Annotated in this window: 28 protein-coding genes, 4 tRNA genes and 1 pseudogene; 20 read left to right on the top strand and 13 right to left on the bottom strand. The window is 67.4% G+C overall.

The features are described 5' to 3' along the window. The first annotated feature begins 44 nt into the window (after positions 1-44). Positions 45-1811, top strand: a complete 1767-nt coding sequence (locus NWF22_RS04390) for a prolipoprotein diacylglyceryl transferase (RefSeq protein WP_160900458.1) — start codon at positions 45-47, stop codon at positions 1809-1811. A gap of 40 nt (positions 1812-1851) precedes the next feature. Here the strand turns inward: NWF22_RS04390 and NWF22_RS04385 are convergent, their stop codons facing one another. The 3 genes from NWF22_RS04385 to NWF22_RS04375 form a co-directional block, all read right to left on the bottom strand. After that, positions 1852-3123, bottom strand: a complete 1272-nt coding sequence (locus NWF22_RS04385; protein ID WP_160900459.1) for a saccharopine dehydrogenase family protein — start codon at positions 3121-3123, stop codon at positions 1852-1854. Between the two features lie 122 nt (positions 3124-3245). Beyond that, the gene (locus NWF22_RS04380) at positions 3246-4328 is read right to left on the bottom strand and encodes an AbrB family transcriptional regulator (RefSeq protein ID WP_160900460.1); all 1083 of its coding nucleotides are present in this window, start codon (positions 4326-4328) and stop codon (positions 3246-3248) included. Positions 4329-4349: 21 nt separating this feature from the next. Beyond that, complete coding sequence (locus NWF22_RS04375) at positions 4350-4967, bottom strand: class I SAM-dependent methyltransferase (protein ID WP_160900461.1); 618 nt, start codon at positions 4965-4967, stop codon at positions 4350-4352. 73 nt (positions 4968-5040) lie between these two features. Here NWF22_RS04375 and menD point away from each other — a divergent pair, with 73 nt between their 5' ends. Further along, positions 5041-6729, top strand: coding sequence for a 2-succinyl-5-enolpyruvyl-6-hydroxy-3-cyclohexene-1-carboxylic-acid synthase (menD, locus tag NWF22_RS04370; RefSeq protein ID WP_160900462.1), 1689 nt, complete (start codon positions 5041-5043; stop codon positions 6727-6729). A 134-nt stretch (positions 6730-6863) separates the two neighbouring features. Here menD and NWF22_RS04365 read toward each other — a convergent pair whose 3' ends face one another. Continuing rightward, entirely contained in the window at positions 6864-7418 is a 555-nt protein-coding gene (locus NWF22_RS04365) for an OsmC family protein (protein ID WP_160900463.1), read from the bottom strand. Between the two features lie 78 nt (positions 7419-7496). Between NWF22_RS04365 and NWF22_RS04360 the strand changes: the two genes are divergently transcribed. Then, positions 7497-8114 (top strand): TetR/AcrR family transcriptional regulator, encoded by a 618-nt coding sequence (locus NWF22_RS04360; RefSeq protein ID WP_160900464.1) that lies wholly within the window; start codon positions 7497-7499, stop codon positions 8112-8114. Between the two features lie 184 nt (positions 8115-8298). On the opposite strand, the gene NWF22_RS04355 is transcribed toward NWF22_RS04360, so the two are convergent. From NWF22_RS04355 to NWF22_RS04345, 3 genes are read right to left on the bottom strand one after another with little or no spacing between them, the layout of a single operon-like run. Next, positions 8299-8640, bottom strand: coding sequence for a hypothetical protein (locus NWF22_RS04355; protein WP_160900465.1), 342 nt, complete (start codon positions 8638-8640; stop codon positions 8299-8301). 28 nt (positions 8641-8668) lie between these two features. Further along, on the bottom strand, positions 8669-9079 hold the full coding sequence (locus NWF22_RS04350) for a hypothetical protein (RefSeq protein WP_160900466.1): 411 nt from the start codon (positions 9077-9079) through the stop codon (positions 8669-8671). After that, positions 9073-10332, bottom strand: a complete 1260-nt coding sequence (locus NWF22_RS04345; RefSeq protein WP_233750865.1) for an amidase domain-containing protein — start codon at positions 10330-10332, stop codon at positions 9073-9075. Before NWF22_RS04345 ends, NWF22_RS04350 begins: the two co-directional genes overlap by 7 nt. Before the next feature lie 101 nt (positions 10333-10433). Between NWF22_RS04345 and NWF22_RS04340 the strand changes: the two genes are divergently transcribed. Next, positions 10434-10940, top strand: a complete 507-nt coding sequence (locus tag NWF22_RS04340) for a DUF3592 domain-containing protein (protein ID WP_160900468.1) — start codon at positions 10434-10436, stop codon at positions 10938-10940. Here the strand turns inward: NWF22_RS04340 and NWF22_RS04335 are convergent. Next, positions 10892-11506, bottom strand: coding sequence for a Type 1 glutamine amidotransferase-like domain-containing protein (locus tag NWF22_RS04335; RefSeq protein ID WP_160900469.1), 615 nt, complete (start codon positions 11504-11506; stop codon positions 10892-10894). The two genes, NWF22_RS04340 and NWF22_RS04335, sit on opposite strands and share 49 nt — an antisense overlap. A 126-nt stretch (positions 11507-11632) precedes the next feature. Between NWF22_RS04335 and NWF22_RS04330 the strand changes: the two genes are divergently transcribed. Together NWF22_RS04330 and NWF22_RS04325 are read left to right on the top strand one after the other, a co-directional pair. Next, complete coding sequence (locus NWF22_RS04330) at positions 11633-12775, top strand: glycosyltransferase family 4 protein (protein ID WP_160900470.1); 1143 nt, start codon at positions 11633-11635, stop codon at positions 12773-12775. A gap of 22 nt (positions 12776-12797) precedes the next feature. Next, positions 12798-13496, top strand: coding sequence for a demethylmenaquinone methyltransferase (locus tag NWF22_RS04325; protein WP_160900471.1), 699 nt, complete (start codon positions 12798-12800; stop codon positions 13494-13496). Positions 13497-13537: 41 nt separating this feature from the next. Here NWF22_RS04325 and NWF22_RS04320 read toward each other — a convergent pair. Together NWF22_RS04320 and NWF22_RS04315 are read right to left on the bottom strand one after the other, a co-directional pair. After that, positions 13538-14469, bottom strand: a pseudogene (locus NWF22_RS04320) (oxygenase MpaB family protein). Between the two features lie 107 nt (positions 14470-14576). Continuing rightward, the gene (locus tag NWF22_RS04315; protein WP_309249731.1) at positions 14577-15878 is read right to left on the bottom strand and encodes a geranylgeranyl reductase family protein; all 1302 of its coding nucleotides are present in this window, start codon (positions 15876-15878) and stop codon (positions 14577-14579) included. Between the two features lie 100 nt (positions 15879-15978). Between NWF22_RS04315 and NWF22_RS04310 the strand changes: the two genes are divergently transcribed. The 4 genes from NWF22_RS04310 to NWF22_RS04295 all read left to right on the top strand — a co-directional run bounded on the left by NWF22_RS04310 (position 15979) and on the right by NWF22_RS04295 (position 18805). Then, complete coding sequence (locus NWF22_RS04310; RefSeq protein WP_160900473.1) at positions 15979-16998, top strand: polyprenyl synthetase family protein; 1020 nt, start codon at positions 15979-15981, stop codon at positions 16996-16998. 263 nt (positions 16999-17261) lie between these two features. Further along, positions 17262-18122 carry a zinc metalloprotease HtpX gene (htpX, locus tag NWF22_RS04305; RefSeq protein WP_160901373.1) on the top strand — a complete coding sequence of 287 codons (861 nt, stop codon included), beginning with the start codon at positions 17262-17264 and terminating at the stop codon, positions 18120-18122. A gap of 31 nt (positions 18123-18153) precedes the next feature. After that, positions 18154-18384, top strand: a complete 231-nt coding sequence (locus NWF22_RS04300) for a hypothetical protein (RefSeq protein WP_160900474.1) — start codon at positions 18154-18156, stop codon at positions 18382-18384. Then, positions 18377-18805, top strand: coding sequence for a TA system VapC family ribonuclease toxin (locus NWF22_RS04295; RefSeq protein WP_160900475.1), 429 nt, complete (start codon positions 18377-18379; stop codon positions 18803-18805). The genes NWF22_RS04300 and NWF22_RS04295 overlap by 8 nt, the downstream gene beginning before the upstream one ends. A gap of 56 nt (positions 18806-18861) precedes the next feature. Here the strand turns inward: NWF22_RS04295 and NWF22_RS04290 are convergent, their stop codons facing one another. Beyond that, the gene (locus NWF22_RS04290; protein WP_202398159.1) at positions 18862-19788 is read right to left on the bottom strand and encodes an oxidoreductase; all 927 of its coding nucleotides are present in this window, start codon (positions 19786-19788) and stop codon (positions 18862-18864) included. A 98-nt stretch (positions 19789-19886) separates the two neighbouring features. Here NWF22_RS04290 and NWF22_RS04285 point away from each other — a divergent pair, with 98 nt between their 5' ends. After that, positions 19887-20546 (top strand): helix-turn-helix domain-containing protein, encoded by a 660-nt coding sequence (locus NWF22_RS04285; RefSeq protein ID WP_160900476.1) that lies wholly within the window; start codon positions 19887-19889, stop codon positions 20544-20546. Here the strand turns inward: NWF22_RS04285 and NWF22_RS04280 are convergent. Further along, on the bottom strand, positions 20543-21034 hold the full coding sequence (locus NWF22_RS04280; protein ID WP_160900477.1) for a YajQ family cyclic di-GMP-binding protein: 492 nt from the start codon (positions 21032-21034) through the stop codon (positions 20543-20545). The two genes, NWF22_RS04285 and NWF22_RS04280, sit on opposite strands and share 4 nt — an antisense overlap. A 147-nt stretch (positions 21035-21181) precedes the next feature. Between NWF22_RS04280 and NWF22_RS04275 the strand changes: the two genes are divergently transcribed. From NWF22_RS04275 to NWF22_RS04255, 5 genes are all read left to right on the top strand, one after another. Beyond that, positions 21182-21262, top strand: a tRNA-Tyr gene (locus NWF22_RS04275). 116 nt (positions 21263-21378) lie between these two features. Next, positions 21379-21451, top strand: a tRNA-Thr gene (locus NWF22_RS04270). A gap of 20 nt (positions 21452-21471) precedes the next feature. Further along, positions 21472-21545: transfer RNA gene (locus NWF22_RS04265), tRNA-Met, on the top strand. 83 nt (positions 21546-21628) lie between these two features. Continuing rightward, positions 21629-21796: a 50S ribosomal protein L33 gene (gene rpmG / locus NWF22_RS04260; protein WP_003929651.1), complete on the top strand. Its 168-nt coding sequence runs from the start codon at positions 21629-21631 to the stop codon at positions 21794-21796. Between the two features lie 177 nt (positions 21797-21973). After that, the gene (locus NWF22_RS04255) at positions 21974-23056 is read left to right on the top strand and encodes a fused (3R)-hydroxyacyl-ACP dehydratase subunits HadA/HadB (protein ID WP_160900478.1); all 1083 of its coding nucleotides are present in this window, start codon (positions 21974-21976) and stop codon (positions 23054-23056) included. A 54-nt stretch (positions 23057-23110) separates the two neighbouring features. Here the strand turns inward: NWF22_RS04255 and NWF22_RS04250 are convergent, their stop codons facing one another. Next, positions 23111-24031, bottom strand: coding sequence for a putative endonuclease domain-containing protein (locus NWF22_RS04250; RefSeq protein WP_160900479.1), 921 nt, complete (start codon positions 24029-24031; stop codon positions 23111-23113). 343 nt (positions 24032-24374) lie between these two features. Between NWF22_RS04250 and NWF22_RS04245 the strand changes: the two genes are divergently transcribed. The 4 genes from NWF22_RS04245 to rplK all read left to right on the top strand — a co-directional run bounded on the left by NWF22_RS04245 (position 24375) and on the right by rplK (position 26394). Beyond that, positions 24375-24447: transfer RNA gene (locus tag NWF22_RS04245), tRNA-Trp, on the top strand. 38 nt (positions 24448-24485) lie between these two features. Beyond that, positions 24486-24932, top strand: coding sequence for a preprotein translocase subunit SecE (secE, locus tag NWF22_RS04240; RefSeq protein ID WP_160900480.1), 447 nt, complete (start codon positions 24486-24488; stop codon positions 24930-24932). A gap of 69 nt (positions 24933-25001) precedes the next feature. Then, on the top strand, positions 25002-25880 hold the full coding sequence (gene nusG, locus NWF22_RS04235; RefSeq protein ID WP_160900481.1) for a transcription termination/antitermination protein NusG: 879 nt from the start codon (positions 25002-25004) through the stop codon (positions 25878-25880). 79 nt (positions 25881-25959) lie between these two features. Further along, positions 25960-26394: a 50S ribosomal protein L11 gene (gene rplK / locus NWF22_RS04230; RefSeq protein ID WP_160900482.1), complete on the top strand. Its 435-nt coding sequence runs from the start codon at positions 25960-25962 to the stop codon at positions 26392-26394. The last annotated feature ends 123 nt before the right edge of the window (positions 26395-26517 follow it).

The raw sequence follows: 26517 nt of genomic DNA, 5'->3' as shown, positions 1-26517 counted from the left end.
TCCGGTTCGCGTAACGATCCGGCAACGGCCGGCGATCCATTGGTATGTCAGTGAAGAGAGTGGGCCGCACTCGAACCATCGTCGCCTCCTCCGGGATCGCGGTCGCGCTACTGATGGCGGCGCCGGTCGGGGTCGCCGCAGCCGACGAGCTCACCGGCGCGGAATCGGGATCCCCGGTCGGCGCCGAGGATGACTCTGCCGCCGACACCTCCACCGACGCTCCGCCGGGCCCGACACCGCCGGACGCCGGGGACTCGGGAAGTGGGGAGCCAACCGAGACCACCGCACCGCCGGCCGGGGAGTCCGGCGGTGCGACCACAGAACCGGCGGATTCCGGTGAGTCGGGTGAGACGACCGCACCCGCGGAGACCGTGGAACCGTCCGGGGAAACCGAACCTGTCGAGACCACAGAACCGGCGGGGACCACAGAACCGGCGGGGAGCACGCCGTCGGGTGACGAGGTGTCGAGCGGCGCGGCGGAGTCGACGCCGCAGACCCCGGTGCCCGAGAGTTCGGCCGACCAGAGCTCTGCCGCCGACGGTGCTGAGCCGACCACCGTCGGCCCGGTCCCGAGCTGGTCGGCGCCGTCGGGCCGCCACCGTGCCGATGCACCCGCGACCGGCCGTCACCGCGCGTCGACCCTCCCGGATGATGCGGTCAACGCCGCACTCCCGCCGGTCGTCGCGGAGATCATCGGCGAACCGGGGACGGCTGCCGTCGCATCGAAAGCGGCTGACGCCGACGTCGAAACCCCCGAACCGGGTGCCTTCTACGATTTCACCGGCGATGTCGGCGCGGGTGGGCTGATCTTCCTCAACCAGAGCCTGACCACGGGCGGCGCGTTCCTGCGTCGCAGCCGCGGCGACGGCAGCGATCTGTTGGGCCTGCTCAGCCCCGGCGAGCGGGTGACGGTACCCGCCGCGAGTGTCGTCGGCTCGGCCGTCGATCCCCGGCCCGCCGTCGACGACACCGACGATTCGCTGATCGCGCAGGCACTCGACGTGCTGACCGCACGCCTGCAGTGGTGGATGATCGACCCGGACAACCGCTACTACGATCCGTCCGATTTTCAGGTGCTGATCGGCGACAACTACCGCATCGCCGACGCCGAGGACATCACCTACACCTATGACGCGGACGCCGACACCATCACCTTCACCAACACCGGCGACACCGACGTCGCGGTGATCGCGGTGGACCAGTACAACGTGCCGCACGGCGACGGCCTGTACCTGGTGCCGGCCGGGGAGTCGACGACCATCGACGCCAGTGGTGACATCTCCGGCTATGTCGTGCAGGGGGAGCGGGACGCCGAAGGCCGCGCGATCATCTACGGAATGGTTGTGGTGCAGGATGATTCGACGCTGAGTCAGAACTTCAACCCGTTCGGCGGTGCCATCCGCGACGCAGATCAGCCGATCGTGGACCCGGACAACAAGTTCTGGGATCCGTCCGAGGGTTTGGCGACCGGCATCCTGTGGCCGCTCGATGCGGTGGCCGCCGACGGTGCCGCGGACGGGGTGTACTACACCACGGATGCGACTGGGGTGACCGTCCACAACGACAGCGACGCCGACATCGCGATCATCGTGTTCAGCGGAACCGCCGACCGGAACCTGGTGCCCCAGACCGACTTCTACGTGATCACGGCCGGCGGTGCGCACACCATCGAACTCGACGAGGGTGCCTACGCGCTCACCTCGGTGCAGGGCGAGCGCGTCGTCGAGGGTCCGAACGCCGGAAAGCCGCGCCTCTACGGCAGTTTCGTGGCCCAGGGCACCGGTAGCGAGGTGGTGGTCACCGAGATCTGAGGCTGTGTCGTGTCTTGTCCCGCAGCGGTGCGTCGGGCGCTCAGGTGAGTTCGACGGCCTCCAGCGTCGCGCCGGCGTCGCGCAACCGGTTCACCAGCACGTCACCCATCGCCGCGGCGGGCGTCAGGACGCCGGTGAGGCCGGAGAGCCGGTCACGTTCCAGCGCCAGCGACAACGCGCTCTCGCCGAGCATCACGGCCGTCGCCTTGTAGCCGGGGTCGCCCTTCATCTTCATCACCGAGCGGTAGCGGCGGCCGGTGGTGGTGGTCGTGTAGGTCTCGGTGACGAACGAGCCCTTCTCGCGGACCTTTTCGCTCGGGCCCTCGCCGGGCTTCGGCAACAGCCGGTCGAGCAGCTTACGCGTCGGGCCGAAACTCATGGCGCCCAGGAAGACCCCGGTGCCGACTGCCACCACCCCGGCGACCGCGGTGGACACACCCGGGATGGTGCCGACCGACATCGTCTCCGCGTAGTGGAAGTCCTTGCCGTAGGCGTCGTCGAGCAGGGCGTTGGAGCGGCGCACGATGCGAGTGTTGGACGCGGCCATGAAGAACGGCGCCAGCGTGCCGCGCAACGACGGGTCGACCTTCTTGGCGCTCATCATCGACATGTCGCTGGGCTCCGACGAGATCGCCGGGCGCGGGGTGTTGCCGGGCTCGCCGGACAGCGAATGCGGGTTGAGCACCAACCGGCGGGTTTCGGCGTTGCGGGACTCCTCGGCCATCACCCGCACGGAATCGAAGGTGCCACCGGAGATCCCGCCCTTGAACTTCCGCACGATGAACGTGGTGTCGGTGAGTTCCCCCGCGTTGTCGTCGGCGATCTTCTTGTACAGCAGGTAGACGCCGAGATCGGATGGCACGGAATCGAATCCGCAGGAGTGCACGATCCGTGCGCCGGTGGCGTGCGCGGTCTCGTGGGCCTTGTTGATCGAGTAGTGGACGAACGGCGCCTCACCGGTCAGGTCCACGTAGTCGGTGCCGGCGCTGGCCGCGGCCACCACCAACGCCTCGCCGTAGCGCAGGTACGGCCCGACGGTGGTGCAGACGACGCGGGTGCGGGCGACCATCGCATCCAACGAACTGGGCGACGACGCGTCGGCGACGATGAGCGGCCAATCGTGGGCACGGTCGGGCAGTCGCTTGCGGGCGGCGGCCAGCTTGGTCTCCGAGCGGCCGGCCAGCGCCACCTTGGTGCCACGCGGCGCGTGCTCGGCGAGGTAGCGGGCGGTGAGTTCGCCGACGAAGCCGGTCGCGCCGAACACGACGACGTCGAACTCGCGGGCACTGGTCGAATTGGGCTCCCCGTTCATGTCCTCGACTCTAGACAGGTGACCGAGGCGGGTCGAGGTCCGATCGGTGTATCTGCGTGCGGTGCCGGCAAGCGTCCGCGACAACTATGTCCTCGGGTGACCGCTGTGACCGCAGCGGCAACTCACGAGGCGAGCCGTCGCGCGGCGGCCCGGGCCGCGAACGGAGCCACGAACAGCATCAACAGCACGCGCAGGATCTGTGCGGCCACCACGAAGGCCACATTGGCGCCGCCGGCGGTCGCCGCGGCGAGCACGGCATAGATCCCGCCCGGCGTGGTGGCCAGGTAGCAGTCGAACATCGACTCTCCGGTCCACACCGACAGCAGCACCCCCATCAGCGCGCACCCGACCCCGATCGCGAGGATCAGCACCAGCGCCGCCGGCAGCACCCGGCCGATGGCGCGCAGGCGGTCCATGGTGAAGCCGAGTCCGGCCTGCCAGCCGATGATCGCGTAAGCGACGGTGAGCAGGATGGTGGAGACCGCGGCGTCGCCGGCCAGGCCGGTGAGTTCGGCGACGGTGGCCAACGCCATCGGCCCGAGCAATCCGGCCGCGGGCAGCCCGATCTGCCTGCCGACCGGGATGCCGATGCCGAGACACACCGCCAGCAACAGCAGTCCCCAGCCCTGCTCGGCGATGCTCGGCGGCGCCTCGCGCACGGCCGTCGACTCGGCACCGAACACCAGTGAGGCCACCACCGGGATGGTGATGGTGATCAGCGCGACCCGCAGATACTGGATGACCGCGACCATCCGTTCGTCGCCGCCGAATTCGCGGGTCAGCGCCACCAGCCCGGAGGCGCCGCCGGCGACCAGCGCCAGCGAACCGGTGAGCGGGTCGACCAGCCGATGCAGCCCCAGCATCGCGCCGCCGGCCACCGACAGCGCGAGCGTCCCGAGGCCGATGACGAGCACCGGAAACCACGACGACCCGAGCCCGGACAACGTCTCCGGATCGGCCATGGTGCCGATGAACACGCCGAGCACACCTTGCGCGGTGTGCATGATCGGGCGGGGGATGGCCGGTGGGTCGGTGTCCGCGGGATCACCGTCGCGGGTCCGTCGCAGCGGCGGGGCGAGGCCGGCGATGGCCAGCACCCCGGCGACGACGAGTGCGGCGAACAACGCCGCCGCGTCCACCTCGAGAAGTTCGAGTAGATACGTCGCCGCCGCGGTCAGCAGAACCAGCAGTATCCAACGACGCACTCGGTCGAGGATATGGGGTGTCTACCCCACCTGCGCGACGCCGAGGCTCATCGCGGCCATCGGTTTGGGCGTGTGTTCTTCGTAGAAGGTGTCGAGACTGGTGATGGTGAGGCCGGCGTCGCGCAGGGCGGCCGGGATGTCGCGGGTCAGGTGGCAGCCACCGGCGACGCGCTTCTGGATCGGTTCGAGCCGCCGCTGCCATGTCCGCACCGACTCGTCGGGCGCGTTGCCGTGCTCCAGGAAATGCAGGGTTCCGCCGTCCTTGACGACCCGCTTGACCTCGGCGAGTGCGCTGGCGAGGTCGGGGATGGTGCACAGGGTGTAGGTGCTCAGCGCGGCGTCGAAAGTGTTGTCCGCGAACGGCAGGCGCTGGCCGTCGAGGCCGGCCCGTTCGATCGGGATGCTCGAACCGGCGACTCGGTCGGCGGCGATCTTCCAGCCGGTGTCCGACGGTTCGATCGCCGCGACCCGCGTCACGGTCTGCGGATAGAAGGGGACGTTGATGCCGGACCCGAAGCCGAGTTCGATGACCTCGCCCGACAGTCCCGCACACGCCCGACTGCGCAACGGGAGGGTGTCCTTCATGCCACACACCACATTGATCAGATGCGGAAGGATGCGATCTCCGTAGAAGCCCATGTGTCCATCGTGCGCCGATGACGTGACGAGCACCATGGCCTTACGCCGTGCGTAAGGGATTTACATTGGAGGGATGAATCCCTCGACACTGCAGGCCCGGGTCATCGTCGACGAGATGATTCGCTGCGGCGTGACCGAGGCCGTGCTGTGTCCCGGTTCGCGCAACGCCCCGTTGGCGTTCGCCCTGCACGCCGCCGACGTCGCGGGTCGCATCCGGCTGCACGTGCGGATCGACGAACGATCGGCGGGATTTCTCGCGCTGGGTTTGGCGGTGTCGTCGGGCCAACCGGTGCCCATCGTGATGACCAGCGGTACCGCGGTGGCCAACATGGGGCCGGCGGTGTTCGAGGCCAACTACGCCCGCGTGCCGCTGGTGGTGGTCAGCGCCAACCGGCCCTACGAGCTGCTGGGCTCGGGCGCCAATCAGACCGTCGAACAGTTCGGCATCTTCGGCACCCAGGTGCGTGCGGCGATCAGCCTCGGCCTGGCCGAACAGGACCTGGACACGAACAGCCAGTGGCGCTCGGCGGTCGGTCGGGTGCTCGCGGCGGCGCGCGGTGCCCGCACCGGCAACGCGGGTCCGGTGCAGTTCGACATCCCGCTACGCGAACCGCTCGTCCCCGACGCCACCGACGAGGACCTGGGTGCCTTCGCCGGCCGCGCGGACGGTCTGCCGTGGACGCAGGCCCCCGTGGGCAAGCTCGACGTCCCGCTGCCCATCGACCTCTCCCTGGACACCGTCGTCGTCTCCGGTCACGGCTCCGGCGTGCACCCGGCGCTGGCCGGCATCCCGACCGTCGCCGAGCCGACCGCCCCGCACGCCGACACCCTGTTGCACCCGCTGGCGCTGGATTCGATCCATCCGCAGCAGGCGATCATCTGCGGGCGCCCGACGCTGCACCGTGGGGTGTCACGGCTGCTCGCCGACCCGAACGTGACGGTGTACGCGCTCACCACCGGGCCGCGCTGGCCCGACGTGTCGGGCAACGTCTACGCCACCGGCACCCGGGTGCAGCCCACCGGGGAGCCGCGCGAGGAGTGGCTCAAGGAGTGCGCCGACGTGCAGCAACGCGTGCTGGGTGCGGTCGACGCCGAACTCGACAGCATGCTCGACGACCCGGCCGTCACCACCGGCCTGCACGTGGCGCGGGTGGTGAGTGCGGCGATGCGGCCCGGCGATCAGCTCGTCGTCGGCGCCAGCAACCCCATCCGCGACGTCGCGTTGGCCGGGCGGGTCCCCGACGGGGTGCGGGTGCTGTCCAACCGCGGGGTCGCGGGCATCGACGGCACCAACTCGACGGCCATCGGTGCGGCCCTGGCGTTGGACCGGTCCGCGCCGGGTGCGCACACCATCGCGCTGATGGGTGATCTGACGTTCATCCACGACGCCACCGGTCTGGTCATCGGGCCGGGGGAGCCACGCCCGAAGTCGTTGCGCATCGTCGTCGCCAACGACGACGGCGGCGGCATCTTCGGGCTGCTGGAGCAGGGCGATCCGCGGTACAACACGGGCGTGTATTCGGGTGCCTACGAGCGGGTGTTCGGTACCCCGCATTCCGCCGACCTGGCGTCGTTGTGCGCCGGGTTCCACGTGCCACATCGGCGGGTGACGATCGGCGAGTTGTCGTCGGTGCTGGCCGAGCCGGCCCCGGACGGTGGCCTCGAGGTGATCGAGGTCCCCACCGACCGCGATCATCTGCGTGCCGTGCACGCGGCGATCGGGGCGCGGTTGCGCCAGTGTCCCGCGTCGGAAATTCGTTGATGATTTCGACGCCCAGGCGGCGCCTCGCTTCGTTGGCGTCGTCGCAGGTACATCCAGTACCTGCTTCCTCCGCCGCCTCGCGATGCATCCACCTGGACCGCCGAACTCATGAAACGAATTTCCGACGCGGGACACTAGTTGTCCGCGTCGTCGACTTCGGTGGCGACGTCGACCTGGGTGCCATGCCGGATGGTGTCCAGCGTGATGCACAGCGCCTCCGCCTGCGCCAGCATCTGCCGTACCAGGCGTTCGTCGGTGCCGGTCGCCGGACGAACCCGGATTCGGGCGTCGATCTGCCGGAAGCCGGTCCGTACGTCGCGGTCGACGAGGAGGGCGCCGCGTACGTCGACGTCGCCGGTCACCTCGACGGTCAGGTCGTCGAGCACGATGCCGTAATGCTCGGCGACGATCCGCGTGGTGCTCTCCAGACATGCCGCCAGTGCCGCGCACAGCAGGTGGCCGGGGTTGGGTAGGTCGTCGTCGCCCCCGACCTTGCTGTCGATGCCGTAGTCCCACGTGATGCCGGGGAAGCGGGGTGCAGTGATGCGGCCATGCCAGCTGTCCGTGTCATCCGTGGGCACCGACACGACGCGTTTGGTGGAGATGGCCGCGCCCGGATCGTCGAGGTAGCGGTCACGCAACGGGGCCTGGCGGCGGGCTGCGCTGGGGGTCTGGGTGGCAGTGGACATGACGGGCTCTCCTCGGTTAGTTAGCACGATCGTTCGTGCTAACTAAGACAGTACGACCGTGCGTGCTAGCCTGTCAACATGTCGATAGATGACGGTGCGGGACGGCGGGTGCGCGCCGACGGTGAGCGTTCGCGCCACGCGATCCTGGACGCCGCCGTCGACCTGGCCACGGTGGAGGGCTTGTCCGGTCTGTCGCTGGCGCGGCTCGCCACCGTGACGGGGATGAGCAAGAGCGGCGTGTTCGGCTTGTTCGGTTCCAAGGAGGATCTGCAGATCGCCGTCGTCGACCGGGCGCGGGATGTGTTCATCCACGAGGTGGTGCTGCCGGCACTCGAGCTACCGCCCGGGCGGGACCGGCTGGCCGCGCTGTGTGTCGGGTACCTCGATCATGTCCAGCGTCGCGTCTTCGCCGGTGGGTGCTTCTTCGCGGCGGTCGCCTCTGAGGTCAGCACCCGGCCCGGACCGGTCCGCGACCGGGTCGTCGCCGAGCACACGGCATGGACCCGGTTGCTGGCCGAGAGCGCAGAACAGGCCGTCGAGCGTGGCGAGGTGGCGGGCGATCCTGACGCACAGCAGCTGACCTACGCGCTGTCCACCCTGCTTACCGGCGCCGACATCGCCTACCTGTTGCGCGACGACCCCGGCGTGCTCGACGCCGCCCGCGCCGAGATCGAGACCCGCTTGCGCCCGCGCTGACGCGCCCCGCGCTGACGCGCCTCGCGCTGACCCTGGCCTCGGTTCTGGCCGCAGTTTCGGCACCTATCGTCGTGCCGCCCCGACCGATGCGGAAGCGCTCTATCGGGAGCGGGCGATCGCGGCACGGTTGCGGTAGGGGCAGGACGGCGGCGGGAAACTGCGGCGGCGCGGATGTTGGGAGGCGTCAACCTGGCAAGGGCTGATTGCCAAGTCCGTTCAAGGATGTCGCAATGCGGCTGATCCCCTCGGCGGTGGCGTCGTCGGTGCTCTCGATCCGGTTGGCAGCTGCGACGATACGCTGGCCAGTCGACTGCAGTTCGTTGATTGTCGAGTCGAGTTCCGACCGCATGCTGTTGGCGAACGCCACGAGCGCAGGCCCCGTGGCGAAGCCGTCATTGCCGTCGGCCGCCGTTTGGGCAGAGTCGAATAGTGCTAACAGCCCAGCACGTGCCTCACCGGCTTCATTTTCGATGATGGCGCCAGCGTTCTTGACACCAGATGGATTGATGTCGATTCGGTCGGTCATCTCCAGCCTTCCGTACTTGCTGTCATCGCTAGCCGCTGCCGCACGGAAGCCCGCTCCCATCAACTCCGTCGTAGGGCGAAGACGGTGCATCGATGACGGTCACAATGCCATACAGCGCCAACCCAGCGGCGACGACGAGCATGACCAGTGTGATCAGAACCAGCCATGTCGGTGGAGAACTCCGTGTCCACCCGGCCACGATCGCCGCACACGCAAGTATCGAGAGAACGATTGCCAGTCCCCCGAAAAGTGTTGCCGACGGAAGCGGTTGGAGGTCGCGACAACCAGCCTTCACGGCCTGCTCCACCCAAATGTCGCGTTCGTGTTGTAGCACAACAATACTGGCGAGCGCCGCGGCAATGAAGATCAGGGCCGTTGCAGCAGCTGGCAGCATAACCACTCGTGAGCTCTTGGTTCGGTCGTGATCCAGGGTCACCATGTCTCCTTTGGCCTGACGATCGTGATCGTTTGCGCGCCCTCGCCCTGTTCGATCATCGGGAGTCGATCCTGCACGCTGTAATTTGCTGCACCCGGGGTGTGCTGGGTGTACAGCACTTGACCGTCTGGCAGCACTCCTGTCACTACCGCTGCGTGGTGGCTGAAGTCGCCTGATTCATGTGGCTGCGCATAGTTGAAATAGACGACGTCTCCGGGCATCGCCTGATCCAAGCCGACTGTTTGCCCGCCGTTACTGAGGAAGAACTCCCGCTGGGCGTCAGAATTGAACCACGATTTGGTGTGTGTTTTGCCCTCCAGCCCGGGAATCCAGTCGCCTTCACCGGCCGCAGATCTGCCCCAGTTGTCATCGTCGAGCGTGCCCGCCCAAGCATCCATTTTCTCGCCGAGTCCGCCGGCATCGAGGGAGTGCGAGACGAAATTCGCGCAGTTGTTGCCAAAGATGTCTAGCTCGTCGTTCTCAGCGTTTGCGATGGCAAACCGAACTGTCTCTACGGGGTTGTAGCCGCGGCCGCTGTCGGTGAGTTCGCGTTTGACGTCCTTTGATAGGCCATCAAGATCGGCGAGCTCAACCGGCACCGCGCGTTCAAGTTGCAGCTGCTGCTCGGGTGTCAGCCCTGCCCACCAGCGCCGCACTTCCTCTGGCGGTTGGCCGTCCGGCAACAGGTTGCGCATCTCCTTCAAGGCTGCCTGCACCGCTTGCGCCTGTTTCTCGCGAGCAGTGTCCGATGACACGGAATCCGGGTCGACGCTACATGCGGTGATCGCGTCGAGACACGACCGGTCCGCCTGAGAAGCAGCCTCGACAGCGTCGTCGATCATGGACTGAGCCTCGTCTCGCCATAGAATCGCGCGGTAGTAGTCTTCGGCCGAAGTGTCATCGGGAACAGCGACCGTGCCGTTCTCATCTACGGTGAGATTTCTGGAGGTAGCGAAGGTGGTCGCAGACACCAGCATGCGTTGGGCGACACCGATCGCGTCTTCCAGAGTGTCGAGTGCTGTCGCAACCCCGCGCGCCAAGATTCCGGCGTTGACCATTCTATTGGCGCAACTCGTCAAGGAATCGCGGGCTAGCGTGCCGGTGTGATCTGGCCAGTGATCCACCAACGGATCGACGCCGTTGGCATGAATGTTGTCTGCCGTGCGTTCTGCCTGTTTGCTGACGTCGAGGATGTCGTCAGCAGCAGACTCCCATAGGTTGGGTCGAGCATCGCGGAGCTCAGCAAACGTGACCATGACTTCCCCCGGCGTCATATCAGATATCTGGAATCGAACGACCCTGCGATTCCCCCACGCAGTGTACGTCGCTGCTGATCACAACCATTAGTCTGTCATTCGTGAACCCGACCATCCTGCGCCGCACCCAGTATGTGTTGGTGCTGTTGGGTGTGGTGGTTTCGACGATGGCGTTGGTGCTGGTCGCGGGGTGTCAGCGCAACGACGCGCAGATCGACGAGAACATGGCGACGGTGATGGCCGACGTCGTCTCGGCCGACCGGCTGCATGCGGCGGTCAATTTCCAGACCCCAGACGGCAACTTCCACAGTCCGCGGCTCGGGCTGCTGTATCCCACCGAACTGACCCAGGGGCAGCGGATCAGCGTCGAGTACGACGCGACCAACCCCGACCTCGCGCGGCCCGCCGGACGCAACTGGACCCTCGCCATCATCCCGGCGCTGTCGATCATCGTGCTCAGTTGGTTGATCATCGGCGCGGTGATGGTGCTGCTGGCGGAGATCCATCGTCGGCTCAACGCTCGGCGCGCGCGGGCCGGCACCGATCGGGACAAGGGCGATCAGGACGACCCCACCGACCGGGTCGAACCCGAGACCAGCAACGCCTGATCGTCGGCGAGCATTCGCAACGTGAACCGGCCCCCGTAACGGGTGCGCAGGTCGTCGATGACGCCGCGGCCCGACACGATGGCGTCGGCGTGCGGCACGATCACCTCGTCGACCCAACCCAGGCCCGTCGTCGACGCGAGATCGGGCGCTGCGGCTGGGTCATCGAGCAGCCCGAGCGGTTCGATGTCGGCGCCGACGACGCACGCTCCGGCGCTGGCACCCACGTAGGGCAGGCCGGCGCGAACACGGTCGGTGAGCATGCGGTCGACGCCGGTGCGGCGCAACGCCGACAGCAGATGGAACACGTTGCCGCCGGAGACGAAGACGGCGTCCACATCGTCGAGCGCGGCGGCGGTCTGCGATGGGGTCAGGACCTCGAGGTCGATGTCGGTCACGATGAACCCCTGCTTCTGCAGCGTGGTGCGGTCCAGATCCACCCACGCGCGGTCGGGATAGATCGACGACGCGGTGGGCACGAACCCGATACGGGCACCCGCGCCGCACCGGTCGCCGAGGAATCCGGGGACGGCTCCGAGCCAGCGACTGAGCAACAACAGTTCGGCCATGTCTGAAGTGTGCCCGACGCGCCGGGAAACATCCGAGACCACCGTCGCCGGGTCGTTCACCCGAACTTCGGCACGTCGTCACGTGTTCCGCCCACCCGCGCAAGCTGGCTGCCGGACACTGGCGGCATGCGGGTCGCGATCGTCGCCGAGAGTTTCCTGCCGCAGATGAACGGAGTGGTCAATTCCGTCCTGCGGGTGGTCGACCATCTCGAACGGACCGGACACCACACCGTTGTGATCGCACCGGACACACCCCGCGGTGAAATCCCGGCGCCGCGGATGGTGGGTCGGCGGAGCCCCGTGCACCTGGTGCCGTCGGTGATGGTCCCCAAGGTGACGTCACTGCCGATCGGCGTGCCGACCCCGGCGCTGTACCGCGCGCTGCGCGATGTGGAGCCCGACGTGGTGCACCTCGCCTCGCCGTTCGTGATCGGCGCGGCGGGTGCCGTCGCCGCCCGACGTCTCGACGTACCGACGGTCGCGGTGTTCCAGACCGACGTGGCCGGGTTCGCCGCCAGCTACGGCCTCGCGATGACGTCGCGACTGGCCTGGCGCTACACCCGGCGGCTGCACGAGATGTGCGACCGCACCCTCGCGCCGTCCACGGAGACGATGAAAGCCCTTGGCCAGCGCGGGGTTCCGCGACTGTTCCGGTGGGGCAGGGGTGTCGACGTCGAGCAGTTCGACCCGACGCACGCCGATCCCGAACTGCGCGCGGCGTGGGCCGCCGACGACCGGCTGGTGGTCGGGTTCGTCGGGCGGCTGGCGCCGGAGAAGCACGTGGAACGGCTCGCCGCGGTGGCGTCCGACCCGTCGGTGCAACTCGTCATCGTCGGCGACGGGCCCGAACGGTCCCGGCTGGCGTCGCTGATGCCGCACGCGGTGTTCACCGGTGAACTGCGCGGGGCTGCGCTCGCGCGAGCGTATGCGAGTTTCGACGTGTTCACCCACGCGGGTGAGCACGAGACGTTCTGCCAGACCATCCAGGAGGCGATGGCCAGCGGCCTGCCGGTGGTCGGCCCGGATGCCGGCGGCCCGCGTGACCTGGTGTCGCAGTTCCGCACGGGTTATCTGCTGCCGCCCGAGCAGTTCGCCGAGCGGCTGCCCGCGGTGATCGACGTGCTGCGGGATCCGACGTTGCGCGCGGAGATGGGCCGTTCGGCACTGAGCGCCGTGCGGGCCCGCACCTGGCCGGCGGTCTGTGACGAACTGCTGGGCCACTATCGCGCGGTGACCGGCCTCGAGGAGGTACGGACCCTCGCCGGCTGACCCGCCGGGTAGCGTGGTCGCCATGGAATCCGGCTCGCAGGATCGCGCAACTCTGGACAAGGATCCGGCCGAGGTCGCCGCGATGTTCGACGGCGTCGCCAAACGCTATGACCGCACCAACACGGTGCTCTCGTTCGGGCAGGACCGCGGCTGGCGGCGCAAGACCCGCAAGGCGCTGGATCTACGGCCCGGCGACATCGTGCTCGACCTGGCCGCCGGCACCGCGGTGTCGACCGTGGAACTCGCCACGTCCGGGGCGCACTGCATCGCGGCCGACTTCTCGCTGGGCATGCTGAAAGCCGGCGCCCACCGCGACGTCCCGAAAGTCGCCGCCGACGCGCTGGCGCTGCCATTCGCCGACGAATCATTCGATGCGGCAACGATTTCCTTCGGTCTGCGCAATGTGCACGATGCCCCGAAGGCGTTGTCGGAACTGCGGCGGGTGCTCAAACCCGGTGGACGCCTGGTGATCTGCGAGTTCTCCACGCCGACGCTCGCGCCGTTCCGGACCGTCTACATGGAATACCTGATGAGGGCGCTGCCGGCCGTCGCGACCAAGGTGTCGAGCAACCCCGCGGCGTATGTGTATCTCGCGGAATCGATTCGGGCGTGGCCCGACCAGCCGCACCTGGCCGCGCTGATCCGCTCGGCCGGCTTCACCGACGTGGCGTGGCAGAACCTGACCGGCGGGATCGCGGCGATTCACTCCGCGGTGCGCTGACCCTTCGTGACGCTCGCTCCGCAGGGGCGGGGGCGGGAGGTTCAGGCCGTGCGGTCGGTGCCGTGGGGGATGGGACACCCCGGCGCGAAGGTGCCGAGATCCTCGAGTCGATAGCCCTCCGGATAGCCGCACACCTGCGGCATCGCGCGACCGTAGAGCGACTCCTCGCGCGGGCCGGCGAACAGTCGGATGGCCAGAGCGCGCGTCTTCAGGCCACCTCGCACCAGCACGCGTTCGACGGCAGTGGGTTTCGCGTAGCCGAATACCTCGAGCAGTCGATCGTCCATGAGCGCGAACGAGAGTCGGCGCACCACCGCACGTGGCAGCAGGCGGTAGGGCAGAAAGGTGCCCAGCAGGTCCAGCGTGGCGTCGGCGACCGCGAGTGACTTCGGGCTGAATGCGAAGTGGCAGCGTTCGTAGTCTTCGTAGAAGGCCTCGAAGTCGGCGAAGGTCTCCGGGATGTCCTTGATCGCCATGTGTTTTCCGAGCTGCCGGTAGTAGTCGGTGAGGCCGGCGATCTCGTGGTCGGTGAGCGTGCGCCACTCGTAGGCGTTTATCCACTGCACCGGGCACACCACGAACGTGGACAACACGTAGAGCATGTCGTCGTTGGAGATGTCGTACATCGCGTGCATCTGATTGATGCGGCGGATGCCCGCGCGGCCCGTCGGGCTGTCGAAGCCGTGCTCGATCGGGGCGTCGAGCAGGAGGACCGTGTCGTCATAGCGCTTCTGGGTTTGCTCGGTGAACTGGCCGGTGTCGTAGAGCAATTCGCCGATCGACGGCACGGCATAGGTACGGAAGAGGGCGAAGCTCAGGGCCTGGGTGTGTTGCCTCAGGGGAACTCCTGGGTGGCCAGCGTGCGGGCGATGGTGGCCGGGTCGTCGACGCGGGCGATCTCGCCGCGGTGGCGGTAGCGCGCGGCCGACCGGTTCTGGATGGCGTGCCGCGTGCGATGCAGGGCGTTGGGCATGCGATGGAACATATCATTCGTTTTGTTCCAAAGTGGGGTGGGGGGATCTCGATACGGCTCCTCGCTGCGCTCGTCGCCTACTCGGTCAGCGATGGGGACCGCTGTGGTCAGCTGAACGGCGGGCGCTCGTCGATACGGGTGGAGACTCGACCGGCGGTGCGCCAGGCGCGGGCGACGAGATCGGCGTCGTCGGGGGTGATCAGGTTGCCCATCACCCGCACGACCAGCGACATCAGCCGCGCCGAGCGGATGCCGGGCCGGCCCAGGGCGGGCACGGTCTGCGGCACGGTGAGCAGTCCGGCGAGCCGGCGGGCGGCGGAGAAGGCGAGGCCGTAGTGCTCGGCGAGCAGATCGCGCCACCGGGCGCTGTGGTCGGTGGACTCGGCGAGGAGTTCGACGGCCAGCCGACCGGTTTCCAGCGCGTAGTCGATGCCCTCCCCGTTGAGCGGGTTCACGCAGGCCGCGGCGTCGCCGATGAGCATCCAGTTCGGTCCGGCCACCCCGGTCACCGCACCACCCATCGGCAGCAACGCCGAGGTCAGCAGCTGCGGCGGGCCGTGAATAGCCCACTCGTCGCCGACCATCGCCGCGTAGTGCTCGAGGATGGGCCGCAGCGCCATATGTGCGGGCCGCTTGGCGGTGGCCAGCGCGCCGACGCCGACGTTGAGCAGCCCACCCGACAGCGGCAGCGGCCCGGGCGCGACGTCGCCGAGCGGGAACACCCAGCCATAACCCGGCAGCAGATCGCCGTCGGGACCGCGCAGTTCCAGATGCGAGCCCATCCATTGATCGTCGGCGCGGCCCGACGGCACATACGCGCGGGCGGCGACCCCGTAGGCGGTCTCCCGATGCCACTCGCGGCCGAGTTTCTTGCCCAATCCCGACCGCACCCCGTCGGCGACGATCACCTCGCGCACCGTGATCGGTACCCGACCCGATCCGTCGTCGACGATCACCTCGGCGATCCGGTCGCCGGCCATCGTGACGTCGACGGCTTTGGCGCCCTGCACCATTCGGGCTCCGCGGGAGAGGGCGAGGTCACGGATGGCGTCGTCGAGCTCCATCCGCGACACCGCGCTGCCGTAGGCGGGGAACCGGCCCGACGGCCATCGCACCGCTTGGGTGGCACCCCATCCGTGCAGGGCGAGTCCGTCGATGCGCGGCCGGTGCGCGAGAAAATCGCCGAGCCCGAGATGGTCGAGTTCGGCCACCGCCCGCGGAGTGAGGCCATCGCCACAGGTCTTGTCGCGCGGGAACGTCGCCGCGTCGAGCAACACCACGTCGCGCCCGGCGGCCGCCGCATACGCCGCCGCTGCGGAACCGCCCGGACCTGCACCGACGACGAGGACATCGGTGCGTTCGGGAATCGGTCGGGTGACGTTCGGGTGTGGGGAGTCGTCGCTACTCACCCGACCAGTATGTCGGGCCGCGACTACGACTAGGCTCGGCAGCATGGCAGCCGACCGGAGAAGGCCGGTTGCACCGACGACGAGATGGAGCGGCTAGCGCGTGAAGTCCACATTCGCCGGGTTGGACCTGGGCACCGACGAGTTCGCCGAGACCGTCCGGGTGTCGTTGGAGCAGGTCGAGGACCTGTTGCTGACCGAACTCTCGTCGGGTGACGAGATCATGACCGAGGCGGCCACGCACCTGGCCAAGGCGGGTGGCAAGCGCTTCCGCCCCATGTTTGCGATTCTTGCGGCGCAATTCGGCGAGCAGCCGGACGCCTCGGAGGTCATCACCTCGGCGACCGTGGTGGAGATGATCCACCTCGCCACGCTGTATCACGACGACGTGATGGACGAGGCGCAACTGCGACGCGGTGCGCAGAGCGCCAACTCCCGCTGGACCAACTCCGTGGCCATCCTGTCCGGCGACTTCCTGTTCGCGCGGGCATCGCGGCTGGTGTCGACGCTGGGTCCCGACGCCGTGCGCATCATCGCCGAGACCTTCGCCGAACTGGTCACCGGGCAGATGCGCGAGACCGTCGGCGTGGCGGCGGGTGGTGACCCCATCGAGCACTACCTGAAGGTGGTGTGGGAGAAGACCGGCTCGCTGATCGCCGCATCCGGCCGCTTCGGTGCGATGGCCTCGCATGCCACCGCCGACGACGTGGAGCGGCTGTCCACCCTCGGCGACATCATCGGCACCGCCTTCCAGGTGTCCGACGACATCATCGACATCAGCTCGGTCAGTGGCGACTCCGGCAAGACACCCGGCACGGATCTGCGTGAGGGTGTGCACACGTTGCCGGTGCTCTACGCGCTGCGCGAGGACGACGCCGCGTCGCAGCGGCTGCGTGCGTTGCTGCTGGATCCGCAGACGGGTGCGGCCCGGCCGGTCACCGACGACGCGGCCGTCACCGAGGCGATCGAGGTGCTCAACGCATCGTCGGGCATGACGGCCGCCCACGCCCGGCTACGCGCCTACGCCGACGACGCCGAGGCCGTGCTCGCACAGCTGCCCGACGGCCCCGCCCACAGCGCACTCAGCTCACTGGTCCGCTACACCATCGACCGCACGGGTTAGCCCGGGCGCCGCACGGGTTGGCCCGACAGTTCTGGCCGCACCCGCCAGAACCGTCAGGGACCGACGGGGCCGACGCCGGCGTGGTGAAAACCGACGCTACGGAGCACCGAACCCCAGGTTGTGAGCAGTTCGCTAGCCGAGTTCGGACCTCACGGTCCACCCGCATCGGTGGCGGAGGGAAACTCTGCCGACCCCTCGGTCGTTTGGAAGAGTGAAAGCAGCCCGACGACGTGCGTCGGGTGATGCGTGAGAACGAGGGACAGATGCATTTCAATGGTCTGAAGACCGCTGCGTTGATGGGTCTGATGTCGGCGATCATCGTCGGCATCGGAGCGATGTTCCAGAGCCCGACGATCCTGTTGTTCGCGGTCGTCATCGCGATCGCCACGAACGCCTACGTCTACTTCAACTCCGCCAAGCTGGCGCTGCGGTCGATGCATGCGCAGCCGGTGACCGAGGTGCAGGCGCCGGTGCTCTATCGCATCGTGCGTGAGCTGGCCACCACCGCGCGTCAGCCGATGCCGGCGCTCTACATCAGCCCCACCGAGTCGCCGAACGCCTTCGCGACCGGCCGCAACCCGAAGAACGCAGCGGTCTGCTGCACCGCGGGCATCCTGCGGTTGCTCGATGAGCGTGAACTCCGCGCGGTGCTCGGCCACGAGCTGTCACATGTCTACAACCGCGACATCCTGATCTCGTCGATCGCCGGCGCGATGGCCTCGATCATCACCGGCCTGGCGAACTTCGCATTCTTCTTCGGTGGCGGTCGCAACAATGGCCCGGGCATACTCGGCGTGCTGATGATCACGCTGCTCGGCCCGCTCGCCGCGTCGGTCATCAAGATGTCGGTGTCGCGGTCGCGGGAGTATCAGGCCGACGAGTCCGGCGCCGAGCTCACCGGCGATCCGCTCGCCCTGGCCTCGGCGCTGGCCAAGATCAGCGGCGGCATCGACCGCGCGCCGCTGCCCGAGGACCCGAAGATCGAGTCGCAGTCGCACCTGATGATCGCCAACCCGTTCCGCGGCGGCGGTGTGGCCAAGCTGTTTTCCAGCCACCCGCCGACCGAGGACCGCATCGCGCGGCTGCACGAGATGGCGAGACGGGGGCCGCACGCGGGACGGTGATGGGTGATGCGTGATGCGTTATCCTGATCACATGAGAACGACGCTGGACATCGACCCGCAGGTACTCGCGGCTGCGCGTGCTCGCGTGAACGATGGGCGCAACAAGAGCGTCGGAGAAGCTGTCTCGGAGCTCGCCCTCGCGGGCCTGTCCTCGGATCAACCCCGACCGACCGAATCGAACGGGCTCGTGCTGCTGCCCGCTGAGCCGGGCCACGTGGTGACCGATGGGATGGTCGCCCGTGCCATGCTCGATGATGAGTGACCTCGATCTGCCCGACGTCAATGTGCTGGTGGCGCTCCTTGCGCCTGGCCATGTCCATCATCGATCTGCGCAGGAATGGTTCGCCGCCACCGGTCGATTCGCGACGACGCCGATCACGGAGGCCGGCCTGCTGAGAATGGCACTCAACCGGTCGGTCATGGGCCGAGTGGTGGAGGCGGAGGCGGCGTTGACCACCTTGGGCTCACTGCGGGAGCATGAGCGTTCGGTCTTCCTGCCGGACAATTCGTCCCTGGCGTACGCGAGTATCGGCCTCACCGGTCTCGTCGGCTTCCGTCAGGTCACCGACCTACACCTGGTGAATCTGGCCGCGCAGAATTCCGCGCGCCTGGTCACCTTCGACAGGAAGATCGCACCGGTGCTCGCCCCCGACGACCAGCAGCGCATTCACACGTTGGCGTGACCGCAGCACCACCAGAGGCGGTCCACGCAGATCGGGGTCCTCGGCGACTCGTCGGCTCAGCCGGCCGCGATGGCGTCGAGCGTCGCGAGGTCGGCGTCGTCGAGTCGCAGTGATGCGCTCGCGACGTTCTGCTCCAGATGCGCCGGGTTGCCGGTGCCCGGGATGGCGAGTACATGGGGGCCGCGCTGCAACGTCCACGCCAGCCTGATCTGGGCCGGCGTCGCGCCGTGCTTGTCGGCGACCGCCGTGATCTCCGCCTCCCCGGTCGCGTCCGGGCCGTCGACGGGGGAGGCGCCGGTGGCGGTGGCGACGGCGAAGAACGGAACGAAGGCCACGCCTTTCTCGCCGCACAGTTCGAGCAGGTCGTCGTCGCCGCGGTCGGTGAGTCCGTACCGGTTCTGCACGCAGGCCACCGGGGTGATGGAGAGGGCTTCGGTGAGTTGGTCGGCGGTGATGTTGGAGAGTCCGATGGTGCGGAGCAGGCCCGCGTCGCGCAGGTCGACGAGCGCCCCGATGTGTTCGGCGACCGACCCGGCGGTCTTGTCCATCCCGACGCCGAAACGCAGATTGACCAGACCCATCTGATCGACACCGAGATCGCGGAGGTTCTCCTCGACCTGGGTCCGCAGCTGCTCGGGGCGCGCCATCGGTTCGAACTCGCCGTCGCGTGACCGACTGGGGCCGACCTTGGTGGCGAGTACGAGGTCGTCGGGGTAGGGCTGTAGGGCAGTGCTGATCAGTTCGTTGCACGACCGCACCGCGGTGAAGTAGAAGGCGGCCGTGTCGATGTGGTTGACGCCGAGTTCCACGGCGCGGCGCAGGACGGCGGTGGCGTCGTCGCGGCGGCGCGGTGGCTCCCACGGCATACCGCCCAGGCGCATGGCGCCCAGGCCCAGGCGGTTAACGGTGCGGTCGCCGAGCTGCCAGGTGCCGGCGGCGTCGGCGGTTCCAACGATGGCGGAGGTGCTGATATCTGAGGTCATGGAAGCCAGCGTGCTCCTCGCATCGGTCCACGCGCGATGAGCCGGCAACAAGCTGCCAACGCGACACCGGAGCGTCGATCGGGCGCACAATCGATGCCATGCACAGCACCGAGTCGGTCACCGTCGTGCGCGGTGAGGAGGAACTGCTCCGACGAACAGCGCATCTGTTCGCCACCGCCACCGAGGTCTCCTGCGCGGCCAACGATCTGTGGACCTTCGCGTGGGCGCACGGCACCGGAGAACTGGCCGACGCGGCGGTTCGGCCACGTCGGACCGAACAGCGCGTCCGGAAGATCTACCGGGCGGCGAGCCTGCTCGATCCGGTCACCGCCAACGAGCTGGCCAACCGTCTGCGCCGGTTCGGTGCCGACATCCGCGTGACGAGTGACGAGATCAACGAGACCGTCATCATCGACCGGCGGCTGGTGATCCTGGCCGGCGACCGCGCTGCCGGCGCACGCAGCTATAGCGTGATCACTCAGCCGGACACCGTCGCCGGGGTGTCGTCGTTGTTCGAGGCCGCGTGGCGGTCGGCGACCGATCTCGCTTCCTACGACGCGCGCATCGCCGACGTCCGCCGCCTGGCCCCGCAGGTGCTCGACCTGCTGAGCCAGGGGGTGAAGGACGAGACGGCGGCACGCAGCCTCGGGCTCGGTGTGCGGACGTATCGTCGGCGGGTCGCCGAGTTGATGGCGGCGCTCGGCGCGCAGTCGCGGTTTCAGGCCGGGATGCGCGCGCGGGAGATCGGGATCGTCTAGCGGTAGTTCACGAACTGCAGCGCGATGCCGAAGTCCTCGCCCTTGAGCAGGGCGATGACGGCCTGCAGGTCGTCGCGCTTTTTGCTGGAGACGCGCAGTTCCTCACCCTGGATCTGCGCCTTGACGCCCTTGGGGCCCTCGTCGCGGATCTTCTTGGAGATCTTCTTTGCGTGCTCGGAGTCGATGCCCTCGACGATCTTGCCGGAGATCTTGAACGTCTTGCCGGATGCGGCGGGTTCGCCGGCGTCGAAGGCCTTGAGTGAGATGTCGCGGCGGATCAGTTTCTCCTTGAACACCTCGAGCCCGGCCTGCGCGCGCTCCTCGGCGTCGGAGGTGATCACGATGGTCTCCTCGCCGGACCATTCGATGCCGGTGTTGGTGCCACGGAAGTCGTAGCGTTGCGACAGCTCCTTGGCCGCCTGGTTGAGGGCGTTGTCGACCTCCTGGCGGTCGACCTTGCTCACCACGTCGAACGATGAATCAGCCATGACCGACAGCCTATCGTCGTGCGGTGCCGGCTCCGGACCGAACCCGCGATGAGCCGCTGAGCAGCCGATTTGCGTGGAAGCGGGATGCTCGTTGTATTCTTCACGGCGTTGTTCTTACCGCCGTGTGAACGGCCCACGGAACGGCACGGCAGGTTGCCCGAGCGGCCAAAGGGAGCGGACTGTAAATCCGTCGCGCAAGCTACATAGGTTCGAATCCTATACCTGCCACAACGTGGTCCCACGCTGATCTTTCGGCGCTCGCCACCGGTCGCGACAGCGATTTGGTGAGCGCCTGGTTCAGTGTGTAACCTCGTTAAGGCTCTCGAGCAGAAATGCTCGGGCACGCCCCCTTAGCTCAGTCGGCAGAGCGTTTCCATGGTAAGGAAAAGGTCGACGGTTCGATTCCGTCAGGGGGCTCGCTGGACCCCAGTCCACATGGCGGTGTAGCTCAGCTGGTTAGAGCGCACGACTCATAATCGTGAGGTCGAGGGATCGAGTCCCTCCACCGCTACACATCGGTGCCGACCAGCTCGGACCCGAACACGCAAAAGGGCAGCCCGAGCCCGCCACGTACCACCGAAAGAAGGCAACGAAGTGGCCTCCTCAACAGATGTTCGCCCCAAGATCACCTTGGCGTGCGAGGTGTGCAAGCACCGTAACTACATCACCAAGAAGAACCGCCGCAACGATCCCGACCGCCTCGAGATCAAGAAGTTCTGCCCGAACTGCGGCAAGCACCAGGCACATAAGGAATCGCGCTGAGCGCATCACCGGCGATTCCGGTATGAACGACTAAAAGCGGGCTGCCTCTTGATCCAAGAGGCAGCCCGCAGCCGTAGGGCAGGCGAACCGGTCGGCGCTGACCGACCTGCCCACGGAAGAGCACAACCGGCCACGGGGAACGGCCCAGGCGTAGGCGCAGTGAAGGAGCGGCATCCGATGTCAGTGACCGAAGCAGAGATCCAGCAGCGGATCGAGGCACTGAAGAACGGCGTCAAGCTGACTCCGGACGAGATCGCAGCCCACACCAAGGAGATGGTGGGCTTCAACTACACCGTCGACGACTATTACGAGGTCGGCCGCGAAGAGGTCCGCAAGCACGCCCGCGCCGTCCAGGACGACCACCCGGTGCACTGGAACGAGCAGGCCGCAGCCGAGATGGGTCACGACACCCTGATCGCGGCACCCACCTTCGTCTCCGTGCTCGGCATCATCGCCCAGCGTCGTCTGTTCGAGGACGTCGTCACCGGCTACGACCTGTGGCAGATCATGCAGACCGATCAGCGTCTGGTGTTCCATCAGCCCGTCAAGGTCGGCGACCAGCTCATCTGCGACGTGTCGCTCGAATCGTTCCGGCAGATGGCCGGCACCGACGTGCTGGTGACCAAGAACATCATCTGGAACCAGCACGACGAACCGGTGATGACCACCTTCACCAGCCTCGTCGCGCGCCCGGCCGTGGAGGCCGACCCCGACGTCCTCGACAAGCTCGAGCACGTGATGATGAAGGTCGACCGCGAGGCCGTCATGCCCAAGACGGTGCACGGTCCGTTCGACCGCTACTCGGCTCCCGACCCGCAGGTGGACCCCAAGCCGTACTCGGCGATCAACTTCGACGACCTGACCGTCGGTCAGGAACTGCCGCCGATGACCAAGACGCTCACCCGCGGCAATCTCGTCAACTACGCCGGCGTCGCCGGTGACCCCAACCCGATCCACTTCTCCGACGAGGTCGCGAAGGTGATCGGCCTGGAGACCGTGGTGGCCCACGGCATGCAGTCGATGGGTCTGGGCGCCAGCTTCGTCAGCAGCTTCGTCGGCGACCCGGCCGCGATCTTCGAGTACAACGTGCGGTTCACCAGTCCGGTGTACGTCCCGGCCGAGGGCTACGCGCAGGTCGACTTCACCGGCAAGATCAAGTCGCTGGATCCGGAAACCCGCCGCGGCGTGATCGCCATCGTCGCCAAGCAGGGCGACCGCAAGATCTTCGGCCGTGCGCTGGCGCACGTGCAGTTCAACTGAGGGCGGTAGTTCGCTCCAACCGAAGCATGCGGACCCGCAACGTGTCCGCGACCATCACGGGTCAGGGCAGTCGACGGGATAATCCAGTTCGGACGCCTCTGCGGTGATGTCGGTGGACACTTTCCGACGGCGCGGCGCCAGGTGGTGGCCGCCGCGGACCGCATCGAGCACCTTGTCGACGGTTGCCGGCCACTCGTAGACGACGTTCTTGTACGTCAGGGGCAGCCGGTGCAGTCCGAGGCTGGTGGCGACCTGATCGCGCCGATGATCCTCGTCGTAGTTGTGGACTCCGGTGTGGTGGGCCTTGCTGTCGATCTCGATCAGTAGCCGGTCGCCCACCTTCAGATCGACGTGTCCGAGTCCGGGGACATACGCCTGCACCTCGACCTTGAGACCGAGGCTGCGCAGCCGCACCCGGACCATGGTCTCCGTGCCAGAGGCGGCGCGCTCGTCGCATCTGTTGAAACACGCCACGATGTGCTCCGGCGCGCCGTCGAACGCTGACTCGACCTCGCCGGGCGTGAGGACCTCGGCCACCAGCAATCCGCTGCGCATCCGCAGTGACATGTTGAGCAGCGAATCGCACACGACGGTGATGCCCTCGAGGTCGAGGCACCGCAAGGCGTGGCGCAGGGCGGTGTGCGGGTCGTCGAGGATGGTCGTCACCGGGAGCGGCCGGCCGAAGTGGCGACAGTATCGGCCCGGGTGATCGCGGTTGGCCTGCGAGTTTCCGCGCAGGTGAACCTTGTCGACCTGCGGTGGGAGCCAGACCCCGTAGTGCTCGAGGGCGGTCACGCAACTCAATGCGCCGTGCTTGCGGACTGCGGCCAGCGCCGTGGGATCGGCCGAGGGGATGGAGTACCAATTGTTGTGCTCGTGGGTGTAGACCCCCCGGCGGACCTCGCGACGAAGGTCGGAATCGGTGACGTCCCTGCTGCGTAGTTCCTGTCGGGTGTAAACGCCGAAATCGTGCATGCCGGTAGATTGTGGTGCGGATCCGCCGATGTCAGATTTCGGTGTCCACAGGGCTGCGAGGACCTGTGGAGTGTCCGCCCGGATCACCGCTCAGCTCACCCGGCTGGATTATCCAGCCGGTGACGATCAGCGGTGATGTCCGCGGACACGCGGCGCAGCCCCGAGCGTGAGTCCGCACCCGTTTTGGGTTCCGGGCCGCCCGTGCTCTACACTGAGGTGTCTGGTTTGACTTGAGACTTGCGCGCTGCCCATAGGGTAGCGCGTTGGTTTTGTGAGGAGCTTTCCTCTCAGGGTCGGACCAGGTGGCAGCTGTAGCGTGGCGAGAGCCGCGGCACAGTCGCAAAGGGGCGTAGCTCAACTGGCAGAGCAGCGGTCTCCAAAACCGCAGGTTGCAGGTTCAAGTCCTGTCGCCCCTGCCCTGGTGAGGGCACACGTTGACGAGAGGACCTCGAAAGTGAGCAAGCGAGATCGAGCTGCCCGCGCGAAAGGTGCGGACGACACCTCCACCGACAAGGCGGGGGAGCTCGAAGGTCGCGAGAACGTCGAGGAGACCGGCGCGGAGTCGGGTGAAGTCCGTCCTTCGGGCAAACGCTCGTCGCGCCGGCGTCCGTCGGCGAGTGCCTCCAGCACCGGCGGCGACGCGGGCACCGGCACCGGTGCCACGGTCGCGGTCACAGAACGCAAGAAGAAGGCCGATGCAGGCCAGAGTCGCAATCCGTTCGTGCGGATCTGGGTCTTTCTGCAGCAGGTCGTCGCCGAACTGAAGAAGGTCATCTGGCCCACCCGCCGGGAGATGATCACCTACACGATCGTCGTGCTGATTTTCGTGATCGTCATGACCGCCTTCATCTCCGGTCTCGACCTGGTCTTCGCCAGGGGAGTCCTCTGGCTGTTCGGCTGACGACGCCCACGCCAGTGGGACCGAGGCCGAGCCAGGACGACCGGAAACGAAAGAGGAGCGTGGGCTGCAGTGAGCACCCCGGACAACGAGATCGAATCGACCACTGAGTCGCTCGACGCCGTCGAGTCGTCGGCGGTCGACGCCGTCGACGAGACCAACGACCCGGGTGTCGAGGCTCAGGTCGAGGCCGCCGTGGACGACGAAGCGGCCGTCGACGGTGGCGAGGTCGCCGTCGAAGAAGCCGAGGCCGTCGAGGACGCCGTCGCCGACGAGGCAGAGGTGGCCGACGAGGTCGCTGCCGAAGAAGCCCCCGCCGAAGAAGCCGACCCGGTGGAGGAACTGCGCAAGCAGCTGCGCCGCGCGCCCGGCGACTGGTACGTCATCCACAGCTACGCCGGCTACGAGAACAAGGTGAAGGCCAATCTCGAGACCCGCGTGCAGAACCTCGACGTCGGCGACTACATCTTCCAGGTCGAGGTGCCGACCGAAGAGGTCACCGAGATCAAGAACGGCCAGCCCAAGAAGGTCAACCGCAAGGTGCTGCCCGGCTACATCCTGGTGCGCATGGACCTCAACGACGAGTCGTGGGGCGCGGTGCGCAACACCCCGGGCGTGACCGGGTTCGTCGGCATGACCTCCAAGCCGTCGCCGCTGTCGCTCAACGAGGTGCTGCAGTTCCTGATGCCGCGTGTGGAGGCCAAGAAGCCCGCCGCGTCGAAGGGTGCCGCCGCAGAGGGCGTCGAGGCTGCTGCCGCCGCGGCGACCGCGGTCGTCGAGGTCGACTTCGAGGTCGGCGAGTCGGTCACCGTCATGGACGGCCCGTTCGCGACGCTGCCCGCGTCGATCAGCGAGGTCAACGCCGAACAGCGCAAGGTCAAGGTGCTCGTGTCGATCTTCGGCCGCGAGACGCCCGTGGAACTCGGCTTCAACCAGGTCGAGAAAATCTAGCGCCAGCTGCTACAGCTGAGCACGAAACTTTCACGTCTCCAGCGGACGTGAATCTGCAAGGAACAAACAAGGAACAAGGATGCCTCCCAAGAAGAAGAAGCTCGCCGGCATCATCAAGCTCCAGATCCAGGCAGGCGCGGCCAACCCGGCTCCGCCCGTGGGTCCGGCGCTCGGTCAGCACGGCGTCAACATCATGGAGTTCTGCAAGGCGTACAACGCCGCGACCGAGTCGCAGCGTGGCAACGTCATCCCGGTGGAGATCTCGGTCTACGAAGACCGCTCCTTCGACTTCAAGTTGAAGACCCCGCCGGCCGCCAAGCTGCTGCTCAAGGCAGCCGGTCTGCAGAAGGGCTCCGGCGAGCCGCACACCAAGAAGGTCGGCAAGGTCTCGATGGACCAGGTCCGTGAGATCGCCAAGACCAAGCAGGAAGACCTCAACGCCACCGACATCGACCAGGCCGCGAAGATCATCGCCGGTACTGCTCGGTCGATGGGGATCACGGTCGACGGCTGATCTCGCTGGATCTCGATACGCTGCTCGCCTAGCGGCTCGCAGCTACTCGATCAGCAGGGAAGAACACCGCGTGGGAGGGCCGGCTCGGCCCACTAACCACCAACCCGAATTTTCATACACGGA

It is taken from the genome of Gordonia mangrovi (assembly GCF_024734075.1).
GTDB lineage: Bacteria > Actinomycetota > Actinomycetes > Mycobacteriales > Mycobacteriaceae > Gordonia > Gordonia mangrovi.
This window is presented reverse-complemented; position numbering and strand designations above follow the sequence as displayed.

Excerpts from the sequence above, each read along its gene's own strand:
- NWF22_RS04350 (WP_160900466.1), bottom strand. The coding sequence starts at position 9,079 with ATGGTGACCCTGGATCACGACCGAACCAAGAGCTCACGAGTGGTTATG.
- NWF22_RS04255 (WP_160900478.1), top strand. The coding sequence starts at position 21,974 with ATGTCAGTGACCGAAGCAGAGATCCAGCAGCGGATCGAGGCACTGAAG.
- NWF22_RS04335 (WP_160900469.1), bottom strand. The coding sequence starts at position 11,506 with ATGGCCGAACTGTTGTTGCTCAGTCGCTGGCTCGGAGCCGTCCCCGGA.
- htpX (WP_160901373.1), top strand. The coding sequence starts at position 17,262 with ATGCATTTCAATGGTCTGAAGACCGCTGCGTTGATGGGTCTGATGTCG.
- NWF22_RS04290 (WP_202398159.1), bottom strand. The coding sequence starts at position 19,788 with ATGACCTCAGATATCAGCACCTCCGCCATCGTTGGAACCGCCGACGCC.
- NWF22_RS04345 (WP_233750865.1), bottom strand. The coding sequence starts at position 10,332 with ATGGTCACGTTTGCTGAGCTCCGCGATGCTCGACCCAACCTATGGGAG.
- NWF22_RS04360 (WP_160900464.1), top strand. The coding sequence starts at position 7,497 with ATGTCGATAGATGACGGTGCGGGACGGCGGGTGCGCGCCGACGGTGAG.
- NWF22_RS04300 (WP_160900474.1), top strand. The coding sequence starts at position 18,154 with ATGAGAACGACGCTGGACATCGACCCGCAGGTACTCGCGGCTGCGCGT.
- NWF22_RS04295 (WP_160900475.1), top strand. The coding sequence starts at position 18,377 with ATGAGTGACCTCGATCTGCCCGACGTCAATGTGCTGGTGGCGCTCCTT.
- NWF22_RS04330 (WP_160900470.1), top strand. The coding sequence starts at position 11,633 with ATGCGGGTCGCGATCGTCGCCGAGAGTTTCCTGCCGCAGATGAACGGA.
- rplK (WP_160900482.1), top strand. The coding sequence starts at position 25,960 with ATGCCTCCCAAGAAGAAGAAGCTCGCCGGCATCATCAAGCTCCAGATC.
- NWF22_RS04250 (WP_160900479.1), bottom strand. The coding sequence starts at position 24,031 with ATGCACGATTTCGGCGTTTACACCCGACAGGAACTACGCAGCAGGGAC.
- NWF22_RS04280 (WP_160900477.1), bottom strand. The coding sequence starts at position 21,034 with ATGGCTGATTCATCGTTCGACGTGGTGAGCAAGGTCGACCGCCAGGAG.
- NWF22_RS04375 (WP_160900461.1), bottom strand. The coding sequence starts at position 4,967 with ATGGGCTTCTACGGAGATCGCATCCTTCCGCATCTGATCAATGTGGTG.
- NWF22_RS04355 (WP_160900465.1), bottom strand. The coding sequence starts at position 8,640 with ATGACCGACCGAATCGACATCAATCCATCTGGTGTCAAGAACGCTGGC.
- NWF22_RS04365 (WP_160900463.1), bottom strand. The coding sequence starts at position 7,418 with ATGTCCACTGCCACCCAGACCCCCAGCGCAGCCCGCCGCCAGGCCCCG.
- NWF22_RS04385 (WP_160900459.1), bottom strand. The coding sequence starts at position 3,123 with ATGAACGGGGAGCCCAATTCGACCAGTGCCCGCGAGTTCGACGTCGTC.
- NWF22_RS04285 (WP_160900476.1), top strand. The coding sequence starts at position 19,887 with ATGCACAGCACCGAGTCGGTCACCGTCGTGCGCGGTGAGGAGGAACTG.
- NWF22_RS04325 (WP_160900471.1), top strand. The coding sequence starts at position 12,798 with ATGGAATCCGGCTCGCAGGATCGCGCAACTCTGGACAAGGATCCGGCC.
- NWF22_RS04390 (WP_160900458.1), top strand. The coding sequence starts at position 45 with ATGTCAGTGAAGAGAGTGGGCCGCACTCGAACCATCGTCGCCTCCTCC.
- menD (WP_160900462.1), top strand. The coding sequence starts at position 5,041 with ATGAATCCCTCGACACTGCAGGCCCGGGTCATCGTCGACGAGATGATT.